This window comes from Bacillus sp. 2CMS4F (assembly GCF_023161785.1).
In the GTDB taxonomy this organism is placed as follows: domain Bacteria; phylum Bacillota; class Bacilli; order Bacillales; family Bacillaceae; genus Bacillus; species Bacillus halotolerans.
Window position 1 is genome coordinate 268,586 of record NZ_JALNTO010000002.1, and the last position, 19,436, is coordinate 288,021.

At 42.6% G+C, this 19,436-nt stretch carries 34 protein-coding genes and 1 pseudogene; all 35 read left to right on the forward strand.

The genetic code is table 11. The features are described 5' to 3' along the window. Window positions 1-145: 145 nt before the first annotated feature. The 35 genes and pseudogenes from MTN95_RS04650 to MTN95_RS04820 all read left to right on the forward strand — a co-directional run bounded on the left by MTN95_RS04650 (window position 146) and on the right by MTN95_RS04820 (window position 19,314). The gene (locus tag MTN95_RS04650; protein WP_248337141.1) at window positions 146-844 is read left to right on the forward strand and encodes a DnaD domain protein; all 699 of its coding nucleotides are present in this window, start codon (window positions 146-148) and stop codon (window positions 842-844) included. Further along, entirely contained in the window at window positions 729-1,691 is a 963-nt protein-coding gene (locus MTN95_RS04655; RefSeq protein WP_248337143.1) for an ATP-binding protein, read from the forward strand. The genes MTN95_RS04650 and MTN95_RS04655 overlap by 116 nt, the downstream gene beginning before the upstream one ends. Then, the gene (locus MTN95_RS04660) at window positions 1,688-1,831 is read left to right on the forward strand and encodes a hypothetical protein (protein WP_248337144.1); all 144 of its coding nucleotides are present in this window, start codon (window positions 1,688-1,690) and stop codon (window positions 1,829-1,831) included. Before MTN95_RS04655 ends, MTN95_RS04660 begins: the two co-directional genes overlap by 4 nt. Window positions 1,832-1,924: 93 nt before the next feature. Then, entirely contained in the window at window positions 1,925-2,323 is a 399-nt protein-coding gene (locus tag MTN95_RS04665) for a YopX family protein (protein WP_248337146.1), read from the forward strand. After that, entirely contained in the window at window positions 2,320-2,610 is a 291-nt protein-coding gene (locus MTN95_RS04670; RefSeq protein WP_248337148.1) for a hypothetical protein, read from the forward strand. Before MTN95_RS04665 ends, MTN95_RS04670 begins: the two co-directional genes overlap by 4 nt. After that, on the forward strand, window positions 2,597-3,055 hold the full coding sequence (locus tag MTN95_RS04675) for a DUF1064 domain-containing protein (RefSeq protein ID WP_248337150.1): 459 nt from the start codon (window positions 2,597-2,599) through the stop codon (window positions 3,053-3,055). The genes MTN95_RS04670 and MTN95_RS04675 overlap by 14 nt, the downstream gene beginning before the upstream one ends. Before the next feature lie 119 nt (window positions 3,056-3,174). Then, window positions 3,175-3,342: a hypothetical protein gene (locus MTN95_RS04680; RefSeq protein WP_248337152.1), complete on the forward strand. Its 168-nt coding sequence runs from the start codon at window positions 3,175-3,177 to the stop codon at window positions 3,340-3,342. 87 nt (window positions 3,343-3,429) lie between these two features. Further along, complete coding sequence (locus MTN95_RS04685; protein WP_248337154.1) at window positions 3,430-3,633, forward strand: XtrA/YqaO family protein; 204 nt, start codon at window positions 3,430-3,432, stop codon at window positions 3,631-3,633. 35 nt (window positions 3,634-3,668) lie between these two features. Continuing rightward, entirely contained in the window at window positions 3,669-3,998 is a 330-nt protein-coding gene (locus MTN95_RS04690) for a hypothetical protein (protein ID WP_248337156.1), read from the forward strand. After that, window positions 3,995-4,252: a YrzE family protein gene (locus MTN95_RS04695; RefSeq protein ID WP_248337158.1), complete on the forward strand. Its 258-nt coding sequence runs from the start codon at window positions 3,995-3,997 to the stop codon at window positions 4,250-4,252. The genes MTN95_RS04690 and MTN95_RS04695 overlap by 4 nt, the downstream gene beginning before the upstream one ends. Window positions 4,253-4,256: 4 nt before the next feature. Beyond that, a pseudogene (locus MTN95_RS04700) lies at window positions 4,257-5,011 on the forward strand (DNA cytosine methyltransferase). A 109-nt stretch (window positions 5,012-5,120) separates the two neighbouring features. Then, a complete protein-coding gene (locus tag MTN95_RS04705; RefSeq protein WP_248337160.1) occupies window positions 5,121-5,339 on the forward strand; it encodes a hypothetical protein in 219 nt (72 codons plus the stop codon). After that, window positions 5,336-5,770 carry a YopX family protein gene (locus tag MTN95_RS04710; protein WP_248337162.1) on the forward strand — a complete coding sequence of 145 codons (435 nt, stop codon included), beginning with the start codon at window positions 5,336-5,338 and terminating at the stop codon, window positions 5,768-5,770. The genes MTN95_RS04705 and MTN95_RS04710 overlap by 4 nt, the downstream gene beginning before the upstream one ends. After that, window positions 5,767-6,114: a hypothetical protein gene (locus MTN95_RS04715; protein WP_164998433.1), complete on the forward strand. Its 348-nt coding sequence runs from the start codon at window positions 5,767-5,769 to the stop codon at window positions 6,112-6,114. Before MTN95_RS04710 ends, MTN95_RS04715 begins: the two co-directional genes overlap by 4 nt. A gap of 12 nt (window positions 6,115-6,126) precedes the next feature. Then, complete coding sequence (locus tag MTN95_RS04720) at window positions 6,127-6,297, forward strand: hypothetical protein (RefSeq protein WP_202328086.1); 171 nt, start codon at window positions 6,127-6,129, stop codon at window positions 6,295-6,297. Between the two features lie 133 nt (window positions 6,298-6,430). After that, window positions 6,431-6,559 (forward strand): hypothetical protein, encoded by a 129-nt coding sequence (locus tag MTN95_RS04725; RefSeq protein ID WP_041344252.1) that lies wholly within the window; start codon window positions 6,431-6,433, stop codon window positions 6,557-6,559. Window positions 6,560-6,572: 13 nt separating this feature from the next. Next, window positions 6,573-7,088, forward strand: a complete 516-nt coding sequence (locus MTN95_RS04730) for a sigma-70 family RNA polymerase sigma factor (protein WP_248337164.1) — start codon at window positions 6,573-6,575, stop codon at window positions 7,086-7,088. A gap of 379 nt (window positions 7,089-7,467) precedes the next feature. Next, window positions 7,468-7,992 carry a stress response protein YvgO gene (locus MTN95_RS04735; protein ID WP_396022366.1) on the forward strand — a complete coding sequence of 175 codons (525 nt, stop codon included), beginning with the start codon at window positions 7,468-7,470 and terminating at the stop codon, window positions 7,990-7,992. Window positions 7,993-8,311: 319 nt separating this feature from the next. Next, window positions 8,312-8,785, forward strand: a complete 474-nt coding sequence (locus tag MTN95_RS04740; RefSeq protein WP_248337166.1) for a hypothetical protein — start codon at window positions 8,312-8,314, stop codon at window positions 8,783-8,785. 81 nt (window positions 8,786-8,866) lie between these two features. Further along, window positions 8,867-9,088: a hypothetical protein gene (locus tag MTN95_RS04745; RefSeq protein ID WP_248337168.1), complete on the forward strand. Its 222-nt coding sequence runs from the start codon at window positions 8,867-8,869 to the stop codon at window positions 9,086-9,088. A 249-nt stretch (window positions 9,089-9,337) separates the two neighbouring features. After that, the gene (locus MTN95_RS04750) at window positions 9,338-9,568 is read left to right on the forward strand and encodes a hypothetical protein (RefSeq protein ID WP_248337170.1); all 231 of its coding nucleotides are present in this window, start codon (window positions 9,338-9,340) and stop codon (window positions 9,566-9,568) included. Window positions 9,569-9,613: 45 nt separating this feature from the next. Further along, window positions 9,614-10,351, forward strand: a complete 738-nt coding sequence (terS, locus tag MTN95_RS04755; RefSeq protein WP_248337172.1) for a phage terminase small subunit — start codon at window positions 9,614-9,616, stop codon at window positions 10,349-10,351. After that, window positions 10,344-11,582, forward strand: a complete 1,239-nt coding sequence (locus tag MTN95_RS04760; RefSeq protein ID WP_248337175.1) for a PBSX family phage terminase large subunit — start codon at window positions 10,344-10,346, stop codon at window positions 11,580-11,582. The genes terS and MTN95_RS04760 overlap by 8 nt, the downstream gene beginning before the upstream one ends. A gap of 11 nt (window positions 11,583-11,593) precedes the next feature. Further along, a complete protein-coding gene (locus tag MTN95_RS04765) occupies window positions 11,594-12,991 on the forward strand; it encodes a phage portal protein (RefSeq protein ID WP_248337177.1) in 1,398 nt (465 codons plus the stop codon). Window positions 12,992-13,133: 142 nt separating this feature from the next. Continuing rightward, on the forward strand, window positions 13,134-13,856 hold the full coding sequence (locus tag MTN95_RS04770; protein ID WP_248337179.1) for a DUF4355 domain-containing protein: 723 nt from the start codon (window positions 13,134-13,136) through the stop codon (window positions 13,854-13,856). 14 nt (window positions 13,857-13,870) lie between these two features. Then, complete coding sequence (locus MTN95_RS04775; protein ID WP_041351390.1) at window positions 13,871-14,731, forward strand: phage major capsid protein; 861 nt, start codon at window positions 13,871-13,873, stop codon at window positions 14,729-14,731. Between the two features lie 13 nt (window positions 14,732-14,744). Further along, window positions 14,745-14,909, forward strand: a complete 165-nt coding sequence (locus tag MTN95_RS04780) for a hypothetical protein (RefSeq protein ID WP_248337181.1) — start codon at window positions 14,745-14,747, stop codon at window positions 14,907-14,909. Between the two features lie 11 nt (window positions 14,910-14,920). Further along, window positions 14,921-15,799, forward strand: a complete 879-nt coding sequence (locus MTN95_RS04785; RefSeq protein WP_248337183.1) for a phage minor head protein — start codon at window positions 14,921-14,923, stop codon at window positions 15,797-15,799. A gap of 14 nt (window positions 15,800-15,813) precedes the next feature. Further along, window positions 15,814-16,149, forward strand: a complete 336-nt coding sequence (locus MTN95_RS04790) for a phage head-tail connector protein (RefSeq protein ID WP_248337185.1) — start codon at window positions 15,814-15,816, stop codon at window positions 16,147-16,149. 4 nt (window positions 16,150-16,153) lie between these two features. Continuing rightward, entirely contained in the window at window positions 16,154-16,657 is a 504-nt protein-coding gene (locus MTN95_RS04795; protein WP_248337187.1) for a hypothetical protein, read from the forward strand. Further along, window positions 16,657-17,046 (forward strand): hypothetical protein, encoded by a 390-nt coding sequence (locus MTN95_RS04800; protein WP_248337189.1) that lies wholly within the window; start codon window positions 16,657-16,659, stop codon window positions 17,044-17,046. The genes MTN95_RS04795 and MTN95_RS04800 overlap by 1 nt, the downstream gene beginning before the upstream one ends. Beyond that, window positions 17,003-17,473 (forward strand): phage neck terminator protein, encoded by a 471-nt coding sequence (locus MTN95_RS04805; RefSeq protein ID WP_248337191.1) that lies wholly within the window; start codon window positions 17,003-17,005, stop codon window positions 17,471-17,473. The genes MTN95_RS04800 and MTN95_RS04805 overlap by 44 nt, the downstream gene beginning before the upstream one ends. A 5-nt stretch (window positions 17,474-17,478) precedes the next feature. Further along, window positions 17,479-18,510 (forward strand): DUF3383 family protein, encoded by a 1,032-nt coding sequence (locus MTN95_RS04810; RefSeq protein ID WP_248337193.1) that lies wholly within the window; start codon window positions 17,479-17,481, stop codon window positions 18,508-18,510. A gap of 14 nt (window positions 18,511-18,524) precedes the next feature. Further along, window positions 18,525-18,920 (forward strand): phage structural protein, encoded by a 396-nt coding sequence (locus MTN95_RS04815; protein WP_015715395.1) that lies wholly within the window; start codon window positions 18,525-18,527, stop codon window positions 18,918-18,920. Window positions 18,921-19,017: 97 nt separating this feature from the next. Beyond that, a complete protein-coding gene (locus MTN95_RS04820) occupies window positions 19,018-19,314 on the forward strand; it encodes a hypothetical protein (protein WP_089030046.1) in 297 nt (98 codons plus the stop codon). The last annotated feature ends 122 nt before the right edge of the window (window positions 19,315-19,436 follow it).

The following is a 19,436-nucleotide window of genomic DNA, read 5'->3' on the forward strand; positions in this document are numbered from 1 at the left end:
TACAAGTGGCTGGCAGAAGGGGCACCAAATCGCGCGCAGCTGTTCCGTGCTTATGTTGAAGGCTATCTAAAGACAAATGAACCTGGCTTACGTTTAGTCCGCATCAGCGGAATGACAGCACTGTGTGAAAGGAAGTAGGTGAGCCATGAACTACCTGAAAGAAATGAACGGCTTCATGAATTGGCTAGAAACGAATCCGTTGTCTGCTACAACTCAAGCATTATGGTTTCATCTTTTGCACATCAACAATAAAGCTGGGTGGCGGGAGTGGTTCACTACTTCCAATACCACTTTGCAAGCGAAGATTGAGATTTCCGAAAACACGTTGATCAAACACCGAAAAATGTTGATTGATCTTAAGAGAATTGAATATAAGCCGCAGGGTAGGAAGGCAGGGCAATACAGGCTGATCTCTTTTGAAACGCCTGTATCGGAGCAGGAACCATCTGAAAAGCCTGTTCCGGAACCTGCACCAGCACCAAAAGAAACGCAGGAGGTTGATCCCAAAATGAAAAACGCTTTTGAGCTATTTGAAAATAAGGTCGCTCGTTCTATCGGCTCCATTGAGGCACAAAGAATCGGCTACATGGTGGATGATTACGGCGAAGAGAAGGTCATGGAAGCAATGAAGCAGGCTTTCAGAAATAAAGGCAGCAACGTTGGCCTGAACTACATTGAGGCGATCCTGTCAAACCCGTTCAGCCAAAAGAGAAAGGAGAAACAACAGTATGGCTATAAACAAAGCAGTCAGCATAGACACAGCGTTCCAAGCAATGATGAAGGGTCTTCAAGCAAGATCGCGTTCCTGGGAAACAGAACAGGCCGCATCAGAAGAAAAGGTTGAGTATGAGTGTTCAGAGTGCAAGGATCGCGGCGTTGTGATTTATCGGGTTCACAAGGACACAAAATGGAATTTAGACAAACAGCTTGATCTATTAGTGCCTGAGAGCATGGTGCCGGAAGATGACTTTCTTTCTGGCAAGGTTTGCACGCCGGATAAGGCCAGGGAATGGAAAACGACGTATTCCAAGCAATGTGAGTGTGTGAAACGAAAGAAAATAGCGCGGCTCATGGCAGCCAGTGGCATTACTGAGGAATTTGAAAAGTTGCTGTTCGGCAATTTCAAATTAGATGGCAAGCCCCAAATGATCAAAGATGCCTATGAATGCGCGGTCGAATACTTCAAGGACTTTGAAAAGATCAAAGGAGAGCGTGCCAACAGTATTGCTCTGCTGGGACAGCCAGGCAGCGGAAAAACCCATCTGTTAACGGCTATCATGAACAACCTCATTAAGAAGAAATCAATTCACTGCATGTACTTCCCTTACGTTGAGGGCATGAGTGATCTGAAAAATGACTTTGACCAGCTGGAAACAAAGCTGAACGCCATGCGAAAAGCAGATGTGCTGTTCATTGATGACTTATTCAAGCCAGTGTATGCAAATACCAAAGATGGACGGGTGAAGAAACCTCGGGCCACTGAATGGCAAGTCGAACAGATTCAGTCAGTTGTGAATTATCGCTACCTGAATCATAAGCCTTTGTTGATCTCTTCTGAGCTCACAACGGACGAACTGCTAGACGTTGACGAGGCGTTGGGCTCTCGGATTCACCAGATGTGCAAATACTACACGGTGATCATTCAAGGAGACCGAATGGAATTAAATCATAGATTGGGTGATTGGGATTGAGTGAGAAAACGAACGTTATAGGATCCAAAGGAATGTATTTGTTCGGGCCTGCTGAACAAAAGAGCGGCAAGGACCTCACACCAGCTATTCGGGTGCTTGAGGAAAAGATCAGACAAATGGAGCTGATGCGCAGTGCTTAAAGCGGTGATCCTGCTGCCTGCCATAATAATCACGGCGCCAGCAAAAGAAAAGCAGATTCAGCAATGGGAAGAGAATGACGGGAGGTAAGGAGAATGAGACAGATTAAATTCAGAGCATGGCATAAGAAGTGGGACAGATTGATAAACGACATCTTTTTAGGAGATAGCGAAGTCAAATTCCCTATTGGAAACACTAGTGACATTTTAGACATAAACGAAGAATACTCAAACTTAATTTTTCAGCAATACACCGGATTTAAGGACAAGAACGATCGAGAAATTTATGAGGGAGATATTGTGAAAGTCACTAACGGCGCGGAAGAGTTAGGCGGAGTTGATACCGGTATAGGAAAAGTTGAATGGTTAACTAAATGGGGATTTTGGAACGTTTCAAAAATAGAAAATGGTCTGGGCGATTTGCTTTTTAACGGTTATGTGGAAGTCATTGGCAACATTTATGAAGATCCTCAGCTTTTGGAGGCGGCAGAATGAAAGTGTTAGAGAATCAGACACTTTATCAGTGTGAACATTGTGGAAAGCGGCTGATGACAAAACATGGGGCTAGGTTGCATGAAAGAGTATATTGCTCGGTTGTCAGAGAGGAAGAACAGAAAAAACGTCAGGACTCCTGTGAACATAAACACATGGAAATGAGTTACTGCACTATGCCGGGAGAAGATCATTTGATGATGCCCGACTATGAATATTGTGTAGATTGCGGCATGAACGAACTAGAGATTAGGAAACAAATTAAGGAGAAAGCAAATGCAGAAAAATAAATACGGCGCCAGAAAAACACAGGTGGACGGTATCACGTTCGATAGCCGGGCCGAAGCCAAATACTATGAGCAGCTGAAATGGCTCAAGGTAAGCAAGCAGATCAAAGATTTTAAGCTGCAGCCACGGTTCCTGCTGCAAGAAGCATTCAAAAAGAACGGCAAAACTTTTCGGAAGATTGAATATATTGCAGACTTTGAGGTTCATAACTTGGACGGCAGCATCGAGATCATTGACATCAAGGGTGTAGAAACAAAGGAATTTGCCATCAAACGCAAGCTGTATGAGCGGCTTTACGATAAACCACTCAAGGTGCTGGCTCTTGATAAGTCACTTGGCTTCATCGAGCTGGACGAGCTGAAAAAACTCAAAAGAAAGGCGGGAAAGTCCACTGTTAAACGTGGTAATCGCAGACGATCGGCCGTTGTGGGTGCAGGAAGAAGATAAGCTCATGGCCTGTATGACACGTTGCTCTCAGTTTAAGGCATGCGCCAGCCGAATGGGTTCTGATTGCAAGAAGCTCGGCGGCACGGAAATACCCAAAATCAATTCAGGAGGTAGATACCGTGGAACAGCAAAGCATCAATCCTTACCTGCCAGGACCGGTTGAAGAATGGAAGATGACGCCGGAACAGCTGGCTGAATACTTGAAAAAACATCCGATTGTTTACCGGGAGGAATTGAAACCATCGCCATCATTCACAATGGCCGGATGGAAACCGGATCACTATTAAACACAAAAAAGCACCGAAGCGCTTGGCCTCGATGCTCTGATATGAACTGGTACTTCTATCATAGCACATGCACAGGGGGCGCGCTAGGTGAACAAACCACAAGAAATTAATTTAAGCAAAGATATAACAATTGAACAGGCAATTAAGCCGGGCAAAATACAGATTCTTATTTTAGATGGGAACGAGGGCACTGCACATGTCCTTGATGCCCCAGAACACGGAGAAACAATCATTCAAACAATTAAGGGCGGTCTGGCTCGTTTAGATTATAGGATCGGCCACAAATTCTAATAGCAGGGGCTTTCCCCTGAGGGGGAGGAACGGACATGAAAGAGAGAATTGAACGTCTTAAAAAATTGACATACATTCCTCAGAAGGAAATTGCTTGGCTTATTGAGCAAGCTGAACTAGCTGTTAAGCAACGGGAAATCATTGAGGAAAACAAACGCCAGCAGGAAGTAACGGTTCATCAGTTCCGGCAGGCGCAGGAAGAGCTTCAGCGGCTACGGACGGAGAACGGTATTTTTAGAAAAGCTTTGCGTCAGTTCGTGGATATGAAATTAGTTAGAACGGCGCCTGAGTTAGTGATTCAAATGTATTCCCGGTATGCGCAGGAGCTTCTGGAAGGCAGAGGAATGGAGGGGGATGCGAAATGATTCCTTTACAAGTTGAGCTTCAGCGGGCAGTCAAAGCCACGAAAGACGAGGCGATGACAGTTGAGCAGGCGGCGGAACTTCTAAAAGTGCATCCAGATTACATACCGGTGCTCGTGGCAAAGTCAGATGACCTGAAAATGATCGGTGATGAAACAATCATTGCAAAACGTGATAAGACAAACGGTTGGCTCATTGGGGCGATGGTTGCGGTTTTATTCTTTGCAATTGCGGTTCTGCCGGGGATAGGGGGATGACAGCGTGAAAAGCATCGAGTTATTCGCAGGAATAGGGGGTATTTCACTGGCGGCAGAGTGGGCAGGCATTGCAACAGTCGCATTCTGTGAGCAAAATGCTTTCTGTCAGAGGGTTTTAAAGAAGAATTTTCCGGGTGTCCCTATCTTCGATGATGTTTGCACCTTAAACAGACAGCTTTTGGAGGAGAAAGGAGTGATCGAACCCGGTGGAACAGTTGGCATTATTTCTGGAGGATATCCCTGCCAAGGTGAAAGTGTTATCGGGCAGAGAAAAGGAGAGCAGGACGATAGATGGCTTTGGCCTGAAATGTTCCGGCTCACAAAAGAATTACGCCCCGATTGGGTTGTTGGAGAAAACGTTGCTGGACACATCACAATGGGCTTGGACACAGTCCTCTCCGACTTGGAAAGTGAAGACTACCAAGCAAGGGTATTCGTACTTCCGGCTGTCAGTGTCGGCGCGCCGCATCAAAGATACAGGACATTTGTTGTTGCCCACTCCGGCCGCGAGTCAAAATCACAAACCGATCAGACCTTTAGCTCCTTCGGAAGCGGACGGAACACACGGGGTGATCTTGCCAGGTGGCTTGGGCCATCAGTTTCCCCATCTTACTGGCAAATACATCAATCCCCACCTGTTGGAGTGGATGATGGGTTTCCCAATCGGGTGGACAGAAGTATAGCTTTAGGCAACGCAGTTGTGCTCAGCAGATTTACCCGATATTCAAAGCGATTATGGATCAGGAGGCGGCATCATGATCGAATACAGCTGCCCTGAATGTGGTCACAACGAATTAGATATAAAAATCCGCCCGGATGCACGCTGTCCGAAATGCGGCTGCAGCATGGGCGTTGAGGAGGAAATAGCGTGAAAATAGAGAGAGTCGTATTATCAGAAAAAAAGCCATGTGCAGTATGCAATAGTAAAACTTATTCGTATAAAATCTATGAACAATCCAACATAGCCATAAAAATACCAGTGTGCGATACAGAAAGTAGAAATTGTTTGCAGAAAGTAGACGTGAAAGATATGGCTGCATTCGCTTTAAAAGTGATCAAAAAAGATATTCAGGAGGATGCGCAATGAACACAGCATACAGAGTCTGGGACGGAAAGCAGATGTATTATGGGCATGAAGCGGCACTTAGTTTGCAAATAATGGGCAACGAGTGGATTTTATGGCGTGATTATAAGTATGGATTAGGCTTCAAGGATTGCATTACAGGAAGTCATGAAGATGCAGCGGTTCTCATGTGGGGAACGCAAATAAGAGAAACAACCGGGGAAATTAAGCTAGATGACACAATTTATGCGGGGCACATTGTCCGACAAGAGAATCTTGACCCTGACTTATGTGGGAATCCCACTCTTATTGGTGAAGTGAAAATGATTGAGGGTTCATGGTGCATCGTTAACGAGAAAAAAGAAGAGTGCCGCCCGTTGTTTTCTGAAATGGCGCTAAACTCAATAATCGGCGACGTTTTTGAAAATCCTGAGTTGTTGGAGGGCGCGGAGTGATGAAGATAAACAGAAAGCCGGCGCGTGTTTTTGATACAAGAAATAACGCCACGTTGTTCACGGGGACAGAACGGGAATGTATGGAGTTTTCATTAAAAAATTATCCTCATGAAGAATTTCCTCATGTTTTAGTCGGTGTAAATGATGAAGATGAAGAGGAGGATGAATACACAGAATGCCCAAAATGCGGGAATGATCAGCTTATTGAATATGGCGAAATGACGTTAGGGTTTGAGAAGTCTGTGAAAACAGGGAAATTCTTAAAGCGCGATAAAGAAGGATATCCGTCTTGGTGGGCGATGAAATGCCGTTGCGGATGGGTAAGCGAAACATTTACCGAATAAGGAGGGAGCGGAGTGACAAAAGAAGAATTGCACTGCTACTATTGCGAGGATTGTGAAGAATGGACATATATCGAAGTGCTTAAATACCCCAATGGTGTTCATTGTGCACACTGTGGAACGGAGGGTATTGCAATAAGCTCTGATGATTTCAAAAAATTGAAATGGGCATCAGAACAAAATTAAATAAGTCCAAGACGGAAAGCCTGCGGACACTGATCGCTGTACAGAGAAATCTGTGCTTTGATCGGTGTCCTTTTTTATTTCGCAACTATCTAGATGTCTATCGCGATTACTTTTGGTGAAAGGAGTGATGAACATGAAACAGTCCAAAAAGAAGCCATCACAGAAGCAACAGGAACGCTCAGATCGTTTCTGGCAATCAATGATGAACACCAACATGCAAACACTCAGACGCGGCAAAGGCGGCGCTTTTAAGCGTAAATAATAGGAGGATAAACATGCAGGATTTAATCATTGAATACAAAAGAGCGTTAAAAGAAGCAAGAAAGATGTACCTGGCATTCTCGGAAACACCTGAAATTGAAATGACAGCAGAACAAAAGAACGATAAGAAGATCATCGGCAGTATGATCAGCGATATTGAATTCACTCTCGAATGGCTACAGAACGGAAGACAACCAGGAGCACGCCGGGGAGCTGACAGAAGGGACGTTTATCAAAGAACGATTCTTGCTGATCCTCGTATCATTGATGCAATGCCAGAAGAATATGCGATCAATCAGGAGCCAGAAGGAGAGGTAAGCGACTGGGACAAAGAAAGAATTGCTGATGCCCTTTCTGTCCTTACTGAAAGAGAGAAGGACATTTTCATCATGCACACTGTGCAAAACATGTCCTTTGAAGAGATCGCCCAGCTGCTGGATATTAAAAAAGGAACAGTGCAGAAAAACATTGAGCGTTCCCGGTTGAAAATGAAAAATAGAGCAGAACACAGCCTATTCTGTTTAGGGTGAATAGGCTCTTTTTTTGTTATCGTTCTCTTTTAAATCATTGAAAATGAATCCTTTTGACCACGTTGAAAACAAGTGTGATATTCTCTTACAAAATCTTCTGGAAAAAGTTAAAAATTTACTAAAATTTCTATTAAATAAGCCTCAATTGATTGATATGACCGATCGATCTGTCCCATGGTCTAATTTTCTTTTCTGCCCATTTATATGATTTCTTACTTATCGGAAAATACTCATTTTTCATCATTATTCCAAACGAGAAACTTTATATACTGGGTTCATAGAAAGGAGGGGGCATAAAGCAGGAAACGAGAAATAAGATAAGTTGTCTGTTGTCGGCCTATTGATCTCACACTTATTAAAATCTTAAGGAGGAAATGAATTGAAGAAAAAAATAATTACATCCGTCACCGCTATGATGCTTGCTACTTCCAGTCTGCCTGCTTTTGCCCACGCTAAAGAAAAAGAGGCTGAACCCACTGTTACATCAGTACCAGCTGTTAACGAAACAATGAGCCTTAAACAGCTTAATGCTAAGGCCAGCACTGGCATCCCCGGTGTTAATTTCAACGTGAATCTTGACGTACTTGGCATAGCAAATTCAATCCGAGATGCTGTTGTGCAAAACGCAAATCGAAGCGGTTTTGTCAAAAACATGATGGAATCTACCTTTTACTCTGCGGGACAGCGCTATAATGTCATGGTATTTAATTTGGCCCAGGATTACGAAGATCACTTCAATGGAGTCAAATTCTATGGATCTGCCGTTCTTAACGGAGTGGTGTACGGCATCTGGGTGTTTGAAAGCGGAGAATTCACCAACAAAGGAGATGGCGGCTGGGATAACTGGGCGTTCAGAGGCTGGTTTGACAGAGATGACAAACATGTCACATTTCATAAACCGTAAAATGTCAAAAAGGTGTGCAATTGATAAAGTTGCACACCTTTTTGATGTTCTGTTGAAAGTAAATTAAAGACCGATCAGTCAAATAAAGTTCCTTATCAACAAGTAAGGTTTATTTTATGTTGATACGGATGCACCCTTGTTCAATGCTGCAGAACAATTTATTGAATGAAAAACGGAATATAACTTAAGCATCCTAAGGGGTGCTTTTTTTGTCTTACGACTGCCACCTATTTATGTAGGGTGCTTTCGTTCGACAAATTTTGCATTTTATTAAAGATAACATTTAGGTCCCGATATAAAAATTGGGAGTGATTAGAAATTGAGTAAAAAAAGAAAACGGAATTTAAATTTTAGTAAGAAGGTAAACAAAGAAAAATTAAAAGAGCTAGAAGAAGTAATTTATACAAACTCGGAAAAGGACTTACTAGCCCACTTTCTTGAAGAATTTCGGCATGGTGAAGAGATGAGTTATTACAAGGAACGGCAATCTCTTATTTATGAATTGGACATTGAATGTTTGGAGTTTGCTATTTCAAGGTTGTCTCATATAGAGAATATCAAAGATCATTCAAAATATGTTCCTGCTTTTATCCCTTTATTGGCAGCGTACCTCACAATGTTCTTTAATTTTAATGAGCAAAAATGGATGGGATTAGTTTTTGCTACTGTTACAATTATTTGTATTGTTTACATAGTTGCTGTCGATAGAAGAAATAGAAACATAGCCGTTTCAGTCTTAAAAACATTTGAATTAATCAAGGCAAGAAAAGAAAAAGATATGTCCGTAAAATAATCGGAATTCATTCGATAAATTCTGAGAATTATTCCATTGACACCCTCCTTGTCCAATAATAAGGTGGGGGAGGTGAAGAAATTGAAAACTTATGTATTAAGATTTGATATGCGTTCAGGCAAAGATGAATCTGTAACTATACAGTCCGAAAGCGAAAAAGCTATGTTGGAAGAAGTATTTGAAGATGGTAACACATTCACTTTTGTAATTGAAAACATAACAAAGGTGATCTTTTTAGATCATGTTGAAACTTTTACGTATTACGAGACAAAAGATCCGGATATTTTGAACTCATTCAAATAGTTTCGTAATAAAGCAAAGCATCCTTCGGGGTGCTTTTTTATGTTCTTTGTAAACCGGGTCCAGTGAATCTCAGATCAGACTATTGGCGGCTGACAGCCTCTGAGTTTGGGCTTGGTTTAGAGAGAATATGAAGGAGGAAGAGCATGGAGACAATTTATGCACATCCGTTTATGACAATGGGATTTATTTTTTGGACTGCGGTCTGTATTCACGCTTAAGTCAAAAAGGATTAATGAAGGTGAGAGCATAATGAGCAATGTGAGGAGAGTCTTTCCTGGTCCTACTAACGGACTGATTAATTGGATGGAGCAGAACTTTCATGAGATAGATGGCTATGTTGCTACTTTCAACATGAAGGATGGCACCACAATGACAATACATGACACGGAAACATATGTGCAGGCTGTTGGGCTTGCAGACATTGGGAAGGATACGATTCATCAGCTTGCACACGATGACGAATTCATCCCGAGAAAATAATCTCCAAAACAAACACAATCTAGAAGGGGGCGGCGGTGAATGTAGATGCCCGAAAAGCACATTCAGGCGTATAAGGATTACGTCAAAGGCATGAAATACAAGGACCTTGCCGAGAAATACGGGGTGTCAATGAACACCATAAAATCGTGGAAACAGCGGCACGGTTGGGAAAGAAAAAAGGGTGCACCCTCTGAAAAAAGTGTGCACACAAAAAAGGTGGGTGCGCCACCCGGTAATAAAAACGCAATAGGAAACAAAGGCGGTGCGGCTCCGGCGGGCAATCAAAACGCTGTGACTCACGGCTTTTTCTCTAAATTCCTGCCAGAAGAAACTCTTGAGATTATGGAAGAGATACAGGAGCGTTCGCCTGCTGATATGATATGGGATCAGATACAGATTCAATATGCAGCAATTATCCGGGCGCAGCCTATCATGTTCGTACAAGATAAAGATGATCTTGTAAAAGAACAGAAAAAAGCAAAATACGTTTACCAACCTCAAGAGGACGAAGATGGAAACGATTATTTTGAAAAATCCATTGCTGAGGAAGAGCTTGAAATACAGTTCGCTTGGGATCGTCACGCCACATTCCTGAACGCTCAATCTCGGGCAATGGGAGAGCTCAGGAGCTTGATAAAGCAGTTTGTTCAGCTTGCGCATGAAGAAGACGAACGGCGCCTTAAATTGGAACAAATGCGCTTGAATATCGAGAAAACAAGAGCAGTTGTTAAAAATGGTGGCGCTGATATAAAAGTTGAGATTGTGAATGATTTAGATGATTAATACTGTACGCGTCAGCTTAAAAGAGATTGTGGGCGGCGGTTATAAAACCTTCTGGAATTATCAAGGTCGGTATCGAGTGGTAAAGGGCGGCCGTGGTTCTAAAAAATCCACCACAACTGCACTAAACATTATTTACCGCATGATGCAATTTCCTCAAGCAAATACGCTTGTTGTGAGGAAGGTTTTCAAAGATCATAAAGATTCAACATATGCTCAGCTTAAATGGGCTATTAGACGCCTTAAAGTTGAACACCTATGGGAATGGACTAAAAGCCCATTGGAGATCAGATACAAGCCGACAGGACAGAAGATTTTGTTTCGTGGTTTAGACGATCCAATGAGTGTAACTTCAATCACAGTTGATGTAGGGTACCTCTGCTGGGCTTGGTTTGAGGAAGCATATCAGATATTAAACGAAGACGATTTTAACAAAGTTGATATGAGTATTCGGGGTGAATTGCCACCCGGATATTTTAAGCAAATAACGCTGTCATTTAACCCGTGGAATGAAAAACACTGGTTGAAGCGGCGTTTTTTTGATGTTCAAGACAACAATATTTTGGCTCTCACTACGAATTACAAATGCAATGAATTTCTAGGTGATGATGACAGGCAGCTATTTGACTGGATGAAAAAGAACAATCTCCGGCGTTACAAAATTGAAGGTTTGGGCGAATGGGGGATTGCAGAAGGTGCAATCTTTACGAACTGGCGTGAATTTGCTTTTGATCGTTTTGAGATAGCGAAGCGTGAAGGTATCAAATCGGCTTTCGGTTTGGACTTTGGGTTTACAACTGATCCATCTGCTCTGGCGTGTTCATTAGTGGATATTAAAAACCGAGAGCTTTATATATTTGATGAAATGTATAAGCCGGGGCTCTTAAATAACGAGATAGCAGAAACTATCACTGATATGGGTTACAGAAAAGAACTGATTATCGCTGATTCAGCTGAGCAAAAAAGTATTGCAGAGCTCCGTAAATACGGCTTAAAGAAGATCAAGCCGGCTGAGAAGGGGCCTGACAGCATTAAAGCAGGCATCCAGTTCCTGCAGCAGTTCACCATCTTTATTCATCCGAAATGTTCGAATGCTGCAATGGAATTTAGTAACTATGTGTGGGACAAAAACAAAGACGGCAAGCTTATCAATAAGCCTATAGATGAGTATAACCATTTCATTGATGCGCTTCGGTATAGCATGGAGCCAATCAAAAAGCGCGTGCGATTGTAGGAGATGAAACCATGAAAGAATTCATAAATCTTATTCAGCAGAATGGTATCAATGGAAATATCATTAAGCTGATGATTGAGGAGCATCGACCCATTAGGGACAAAATGATCAAGCTATATGCACGATACAAGGCTGATCCCTCTGGTGTTCCTATTCTTACAAGAAAGTTAATTGACTATGATGGTATCGGTAATGAAGCTGTGAAACGGATCGATGACAAAGTGAATAATAAGCTGAACAACTCATTCGATTCCGAAATCATAGATACAAAAACAGGGTACATGTTCGGTCATCCGATCACATATGAAACCGAAGATGAAGCACTCAAGAAAATGGTCAGTACATTCAATACAAGAAATAATATTGAGGACTCTGATTCAGAATTAGGGAAAACAGCCTCTATATGTGGATACGGTGCCCGGTTACTTTATGTCGATGAGGAAGGTAATGAGCGGCTGCGCAATGTTGATCCCTGGGAAGCTATTATTCTTGCTTCTGACGACATTACAGAGCCGACATTTGGTTTGCGTTATTATCAAGTGTTTGAGTGGTCCGGTGAAACGAAAGTAACATCATATCGGGCCGATTTCTATGATGCTACGTACATTTATTCTTTCAAGTCGTCAGATAAAGAGCTTTATCAATTGATCGAACGAAAACCGCACATGTTTGACGGCTGCCCTTTGTTTGGTGTGCCTAATAACAAAGAACTGAAAGGCGACACAGAAAAGGTTATTTCTCTAATTGATGCATATGATCGAACTCTTTCTGATGCTTCTAATGAGATTGAGCAGTTTCGTCTTGCTTATCTGATTGTAAAAGGGGCTTCACTGGATGAGGAAGATATGGAGAATCTGAAAAAAAGCGGTGTTTTTGAAGTATTTGACGAAAATGGCGATGTGAAATTTCTAACCAAGGAAATCAACGATACTATGATTGAAAATCATTTGAACCGGTTGGAAGAAAACATTCTCCGTTTCGCAAAGACGGTCAATTTCTCAGATGGCTCATTTGGTGGAACTATAACGGGTGTTGCTATGCGTTACAAACTTATGGCCTTAGAGCATAAAGCAATTACAATGGAACGCAAAATGACAGCAGCATTCCGGTATCAGTATAAAATTCTTTGCTCAGCATGGGACAAGAAGATCCTTGCAGACAAAAATGGGTATTTGAAACTTTGGTTTCAATTCAAAAGGAATTTACCTGTAAATATTCTTGAAGAGGCTCAAGCGTCTGCGCAACTCAAAGGACAAGTGAGTGAAGAAACACGACTGGCTCTACTATCCTTCGTTGATGATGTGCGTTTTGAGCTTGAAAGAATGGCAGCGGAACGAGATGCCTATGATCTTGAGGGAAACTATATTGAAGAACAGGAACAACACGAAGATTACGGATTACAAAAATAAAATATATAAAGTACAGCAACTCACTTCTTGAGGGGCTTTTTTCATGCCTTTTTTTCGCGTTGTAGGCGTTAAAGAGCAACCGAAATACTTTTGTACTTATTAGGGGCTAGGGCAACTGATAAGGGCAAGGAGGCTATACAGAATGAAACGATTAAATACACAGTCATTGAAGTTTTTTAGTAATGAAAGATTACCACTTCACTTAAAAAATATGCAGTTTTTCGCTGAAGGCGAAGAAGGTGGTTCTACTGCTGATCCAGCAGGTAATCAGGATTCCGGTAATGCAGGAAACAATCCGTCACCGACACCTCAGCTGGGCGGCGGCAGTGAAATAACATTAGATGCTGTACGTAATTTTGTTGAGAACAACGAACAGGGGAAAAAATGGCTTCAATCATTTTCAGACAGCCGGGTTACAGACGCTATTAAGACTTATGAATCAAAGACCTTGCCGAAGAAACTTGAAGAAGAGATCTCAAAAAGGTTTCCGCCTGAAACGGAAGAACAAAAACAATTACGTGAGCTGCAAGATAAATTTCAAAGCTTAGAGCAGGAGAAAGTGCGCGAAACTTTGAGGAATAAAGCTTTGTCAATTGCTACTGAAAAAGGATTGCCAGCCAACTTGGTGGACTTTTTTATCGGACAAGATGAAGCGGCAACTGAACAAAATCTTGGCGTGCTTTCAGAAGCATTCAAAACATTTCAGCAAAACATTGTAAATGAACAGTTCAAGCAAGGTGGATCAACACCACCACCATCAGGTGGCTCCCCAACACCATTAACTCATGAGGCAATTGAAAAGATGACACCTGATGAAATCAATAAAAACTGGGATCGAATTCAGGAGTTTTACAAAGGAAAATAGGAGGATGAAAAAACATGGCATTAAACAATTTTATTCCTACACTCTGGAGCGCAAGGCTACTTTATAACCTACAAAAGAACCTGGTTTATGGACAGCCGGGCGTAATCAATAGAGATTATGAAGGTGAAATCAAGAACCTTGGTGATTCAGTAACAATTAACAACATCGGTCGAGTAAGTGTAGGAGATTACACAAAAAATGCTGATATGGATAGTCCACAAACACTGGATGATCAATCACGCAAACTTGTCATTACCGAAATGAAATATTTCAACTTCCAGATTGATGATGTGGACAAGATCCAGCAAAACCCTAAATTAATGGATGAAGCTATGAAAGAGGCGGCATACGCGCTTAAAAATAAAGCAGATTCGTTTATTGCTTCTCAATACGTAAACGCAGCTCATACGATCGGTAGTGATACAAATGTTGTTACACCGACAAAGAATGATGCTTATGAGTATCTTGTTGATTTGTCAGTAAAACTGGATGAAGCGGATGTCCCGGAACAAGGGAGATGGGCGGTTGTTCCACCATGGTATGAAGGTTTAATGCTGAAAGATGATCGTTTTGTTAAAGCTGGCAACATGTCTTCCGAAGATCGTTTGATGAACGGCGTAGTAGGACAAGCTGCAGGATTCTTAATTCTAAAGTCAAATAATGCCCCTGTATCTATTCCGGAAGGCGGAACAGAAAATCATAAGATTATTGCTGGTCATAATATTGCATGGTCATATGCGGATCAAGCGGCTCAAGTTGAAGCTTACCGTCCTGAAAAACGTTTTGCTGATGCAGTTAAAGGACTTCATCTGTATGGTGCAAAGGTAACTAGACCGGAAGCGCTGGCCGTTCTGAGTGCAGCCCGTCCGAAATAAGGAGGGATTTTTTATGTGGATTCAAAATACTGAAACTGATGCTACTTGGTTTGTGGGTGAAGAGCGCGGCAATAAGCTTTTGAAGGAAGATAAATTTAAAAAAGTGCAGTCTCCCATTAAAAAAGCCGAGAAGAACAGTAAAAAACCTGTAAGCAAAGAAGCAGAAGCCGAAGAGTAGGAGGGTAAGCGGTGGATAAAGAACAAACTGAAAAAGAGCTTTTGAAGCCGTTGAACCGTAAAACCAAGGAATTCTTACGGAAACTCAAGCGGCTTTTTCAGCGTGCTTCAAAAGATGTACTGTCAAAGCTGACGGCACTATTCGTCAAGCTTGATCAAACCGAAGAACCGACACTTGCTGACGCTAATCGACACGGTGATCTAAACCGAATAAAGCGGGAAATCACATCGTTGATTAGTGATCTTTCAGTGAAAGTCAAAGCCATGATAATAGAATTTCTTGAAGAAACCTACGAATCATCTTATAGCTGGCTGATCCTTGGCGTTCTGGCTGCGTTAGGGATCAAACTTGCGCGGTCCAAAGCAACAATGAATCAGACGAATTTGCCTGCTGAATGGGCTCCCGGAGACGTTCAGCGGGCTATTAAAAGTAAACAAATGGACAAAGCCATAGAAACTGATCGCAAAAAGACAATACAGCAGATTAACAAGACAATAGAACGCGGTTTTATTGAGCGGAAACGCTTTGCTCAGGTTGCGAAGGAGCTGCAGACTGATGTCGGCCTGAGTTACAACCGATCAAAGCGCATTGCCAATACAGAAATGCATCGCACAAGGGAAAAAGCAACGCTTGACGCTGCTAAAAAAGCTCAGTCACGGGGCATCAACATGAAAAAAATCTGGCACAACGTGGGTGATGAAAGAGTCCGTGAGACAAAACATGCGGATCATGTTCATTTAGAAGGACAGGAACGCATGGTCAATCAGTTGTTTGATCTTGGCATCAATAAAAATGGTGTTCATGTAACAGCAGAAGCGCCGGGACAAAGCGGTGATCCATCAAATGATATTAACTGCCGATGTTTTGCGACATATGAACCGGTTCTTTGAAAGGAATGAGAGAAATGGACTTGGCAGAATTAAAAGTCAGGCTGGGAATCCCGGCTGATGACACATCGCAGGATGCCAAACTGCAAATTGATCTGGAAGATGGTATTTCATATGCGATGGCATACTGCAACAATCTCTTTGTTGGTCCAGATAATACTGTGTCTCTTCCTCCGGCCGTAAAAAAGGGGATCGCCCTATTAATTAAGATTGAGAGGGAAAGCCCATCAGGTGTCTTATCTGAATCAATAGGGGGCATGAGTAGATCCTATGCGGCTGATGAAGAAAGGCTCAATCCTGTTCATGAGTTATTCCGGCCCTACAGAAAAATACGTTTTAGGGCACTGAGGTGATCAAATGGCGCATAGAAACATTCGGGTACGAGATAGCAACCGTATTCCAGAAATCATAAGAAACCTCGGTTCAGTCGGTAAGGTGAAAGTTGGAATCCTGGACAGTGAGCGGCAAATGATCGCAGCTGTTCACGAATTCGGTTGCCGTATTGCTGTAACTGATCGCATGCGGAATTATCTTGCTGCAAAAGGGCTGTATCTCAAGAAAGAAACTCAATATATCAATATTCCAGAGCGTTCTTTCATCCGTGCTGGATGGGACGAGAACGAGGAAGAGATTGTTCAAAAGGTTGAAGATCTGGTCAATAGAGCGTTAGAGAATGGCGATTCAATGAATGACATCATGGAAACAGTCGGCCTGCTTGCGAAAGGGCGGCTTCAAGTGTATGCCAGAGACTTGCGGAACCCAGCCAACCATCCATTTACAACCGAGGAAAAAGGCTCTTCAAATCCATTGGTTGATACTGGGGAAATGATTGGCTCTATGAATTATGAGGTTGAAAGCTGATGGGGAATCATTTCATTTTTTCTGATCTGATTGAGCGGTACAGCGTTGATTTTACATTGCTTATTCCATCTGAAGAAGGCTCATACGATGATCTCGGCGAATGGGTGCCACCGAAACCGACAAAATCAGACGAAAGAGGGGCAATAGTTCCTTTACAGTCACAACTGATCTATCAATCTGGCGGCCGGCTTACATCTATGGACAGGCAGCTATTTATCAAGAATGAAATTCCTCTGAAAGCTCAGGTGATTTTTGATGGTGCCACCTTTGATGTTGAAGCGATGACGCCTTATGGGACGTATGCCGATTTCAACAGCTATATCTTAAAGGCGGTGATCAATTCAGATGGACTACAACAGCATAATACAAACAGTTCTGGGACTGATTAGAGAGAAAACAGGCTATGTCGTTATCGTCGCAAATGGTACAGGGAAACAACCTGTCTACCCTTTTTGCACGTATACCGTGACATCCCCGTATTTGCCCCAACATAGAGGCATTGAAGAACAGGGAGTGTTAACGGAAGACATCGAGCTTGTTTTCTCTTTTACATGGGTTTCAAACAGCCATATTGAGGCCATTTCCCTTGCTCAACAAACAGCGGCGTACTTCAAAACAGCTGAAGCACGTCAAAAACTTCATGATAATGGGCTGGTGTGGGTCAGGAACGACGGTTTCGGTAATCGAGATACATTTATCACAATCGACACAGAACGTCGTCACGGCTTCGATACGCGCTTTAGAACTCGTGTGTCTCATGGTGAAGCAAATGCAGAGGTTTTCGACTCTGTGCGAATTGAAAATACAGGAGGGTAAATCATATGCCACTTAGTGACGTTACAGTCAAAATTGACTTAGTGAAACCGTCCAGCCTTAAAGGATTGGGAACACCTCTGATTCTTGCGAAGGTAGACGGCCACAACACATATAAAGATTATGGCTCATTAGAAGCTATTAAGGCAGACTATGCGGAAACCACAGCAGCATATAAAAAGGCTGCGGCTATTTTTGCGCAGGGTGACAATGCACCTTCAAAGGTTGCCATCGGTACTTATGGAGGCAGCACAGAAACACCAGAAGAAGGAGCTACTACACAAGGAACATTCTCCATTCGGAATGCGTTTGACGAGTATTTCGATAATGACTGGCACTTCTTGATCCTTGCTGATGCGACAGCGGATGAAAGGCTGGAAGCTGCAAAAGCGATGGAAGAGAAGTCATATAAATTTGTAGTCTTACAGGTAACTGACCGTGAAGAAGTTGCTTCTTACAAAGGTAAGGACCGTACAATCGTTTTCTATCACCCGTTAAATGACGAGCATCCAGACGCTGGCCTTGTTGGTTCGGTTGCTTCTCATACAGTGGGTTCAGTAACTTGGAAGTTTAAAAATATCGTAGGTATCACGCCTCAAGATATTAAGGCAGACGAGCTGAAGAAACTGCACACAGAAGGGGCTATTGCTTATGTAACCAAAGCGGGCCACAACGAGACATCCGAGGGCATTACTGCATCTGGGGAATATATCGACGTGCTGCACGGCAAAGACTGGGTGAAATTGAATATTGAAACCTCTATTCAATCAGCATTCTCAAACAACGGTAAAATCCCGTTCTCGAATGCTGGTTTTTCATTGCTGAGTGTACAGGTCACAAACGTTCTGCAAACAGCCTTTGCAAATGGCATCGTTGCCGAAGATGCAGACGGGCAGCCAGTGTATTCAATCAGCACTAAAACCCGTGATCAAATCACAGATGAAAACAGAAAAAATCGTGTATACGACGGCTTGTCCTTTACTTTTGAACTGGCTGGCGCGGTTCATTCTGCTGAAATCACTGGTGAAATCTCAATTTAAGGAGGATCTAAACAATGGCAGCATATGTTTATGATGCAAATGAAGTAAACACGAACATTGACGGGAAAATCGTAACCGGTTATTCCGAGGGCACAATGGTTTCGTGTTCCAAAGATGAAGAAAAGTTCTCGACGAAAGTCAGCGCCAAGGGTGATGTCAGTGTTGCGACGAAAAACAACCCACTTGGAACCATCACACTGACGCTTTCCATGGGATCGCCATTTGTGCCGTACCTAAACAAACTGGCAAATACAGCCCAAACATTCCCTATCTGGGTTACTGGCGGACAGGAAAAAATCGGTGGAACAGAAGCGATGGTCAAAAAGCCTGCTGACGCTGAATTCAGTGACGAGATTGGAGATCGTGAGTTCGAGATTCAAGTCTTTGACTATACAGTATTGGAACAGTAATTAAGCTATGGCAAAAAAGAGAAAATCAAACGCAAAGAAGCAGTCCAATAGGGCTGCTTTTCAATATATGCAAACTAAACAAGCGGAGGGAAAACCTATGTCAAAATTCGGTAAACAAAAGAAAGTAACTATCAAAGGAACTGAGTACACTCTTCAACACCCAGGAACAAAAAGAATGGTGGAATTACAGGACGAAGCAATCAACCTGAATACAGGTAAACCGACTTCAGCAGCGTTATTTGACCTGTACATGAAAGAAGTTATTGTTGCTCCAAAAGTTAGCTGGAACTATTTTGATGAGCACCCAGGGTTCATGGAACTAATGAGAGAGGTTCAAACCTTTCTTAGCGACGAAACCGAAACCAAAGCAGTATTACAAAAAGAAGGCGAGTGACAACTGGCCTATGTATAGACTCGTGATGTCTGGGAAGTTCTCCTTCTCAGAGGTCGCGATGATGGATCTCGATACACTGATGGAAGCAAACGCAGCACTCGACATCCACATTGAGGAAGAAA